This window comes from Pseudomonas sp. NBRC 111124 (assembly GCF_001320245.1).
In the GTDB taxonomy this organism is placed as follows: Bacteria; Pseudomonadota; Gammaproteobacteria; order Pseudomonadales; family Pseudomonadaceae; genus Aquipseudomonas.
The window spans coordinates 1-1,136 of sequence record NZ_BCBA01000062.1 but is presented as its reverse complement, the minus strand read 5'-3'; the positions used below and the strand labels follow the sequence as shown (position 1 = coordinate 1,136).

General features: G+C 62.7%; 3 protein-coding genes. All 3 read right to left on the bottom strand.

The window, feature by feature from the left end; translation table 11 throughout:
- On the bottom strand, positions 1-482 hold a 482-nt coding region (locus tag APH28_RS23075), incomplete at its 3' end, for an FAD-dependent oxidoreductase (protein ID WP_156340936.1).
- Positions 483-553: 71 nt separating this feature from the next.
- A complete protein-coding gene (merP, locus tag APH28_RS23070) occupies positions 554-829 on the bottom strand; it encodes a mercury resistance system periplasmic binding protein MerP (RefSeq protein ID WP_003131872.1) in 276 nt (91 codons plus the stop codon).
- Positions 830-842: 13 nt separating this feature from the next.
- A partial coding sequence (gene merT, locus APH28_RS23065; RefSeq protein WP_060512825.1) for a mercuric ion transporter MerT occupies positions 843-1,136 on the bottom strand: 294 nt, incomplete at its 5' end.

The following is a 1,136-nucleotide window of genomic DNA, read 5'->3' as shown; positions in this document are numbered from 1 at the left end:
GGGCTTTCCCGGCGCAGATGGGCGATGTGGGCGGCGCGGATCATGATCTTGGACGGCACACAACCGACGTTGACGCAGGTGCCGCCGATGGTGCCGCGCTCAATCAGCGTGACCTGCGCGCCTTGCTCGACGGCCTTCAGTGCTGCCGCCATCGCGGCTCCACCGCTGCCGATCACGGCGACTTGCAACGGGCGCTCGCCGCCGCTGCCCTTGTCGGCGGCACCCATCCAGCCGCGCACCTTGTCGAACAGCCCAGTGCGGTTGTCGGTCGGCGGGGCATCGGCGAGCATCGCTTTGTAGCCCAGGCCAGCCACGGCGGCGGTCAGTGCGTCCGGCGCTGTGCCTGGATCAAGGGCGAGCTGGGCCGCGCCCTTGGCATAGGACACTATGGCAGATTGGACGCCGGGTACTTTTTCCAGCGCTTCCTTGACGTGCGCCGCGCACGAGTCGCAGGTCATGCCGGTGATTTTTAGATGGGTCATGCGACAGATCCTTTTTCGTTTGTGGTAGCAGACAAGGGCGTCAGATGTGCTGCGCTGCCGTTTTCAGTGCCTCACTTCTTGACGCTGGACGGATAGCCTGCGTCTTCGGTGGCCTTGGTCAGCTTCTGCACGCTGGTCTTGGCATCATCGAAGGTGACAACCGCTTCGCGTGTCTCGAAGGTCACGTTAACTTTGCTGACGCCTTCGACCTTGGAAATCGCCTTCTTGACGGTGATCGGGCAGGTGGAGCAGGTCATGCCCGGTACGGACAGCGTGACGGTCTGGGTGGCGGCGAACACGGGGGCAACGAAAGCGGCGAGAGCGAGGGAGGCAAACAGTTTTTTCATGATGAACTCCTGGTTAGTAGAAAAATGGCATGACGTAGGGAAAACCAAGCGCGACCAAGACCAACACGGCGACGAACCAGAAAATGAGCTTGTAGGTGGTGCGCACTTGCGGAATCGCGCACACCTCGCCCGGCTTGCAGGCTGCGGTCGGTCGGACGATGCGCCGCCAGGCAAAGAACAGTGCAACCAGCGCCGCGCCGATGAAGATCGGGCGATAAGGTTCCAACACCGTCAAGTTGCCGATCCAAGCGCCGCTGAACCCCAGGGCGATCAGAACCAGCGGCCCCAGGCAGCAAGCCGAGGCGAG

Coding starts and splice junctions, on each gene's coding strand:
- merP (WP_003131872.1), bottom strand. CDS start 829: ATGAAAAAACTGTTTGCCTCCCTCGCTCTCGCCGCTTTCGTTGCCCCC.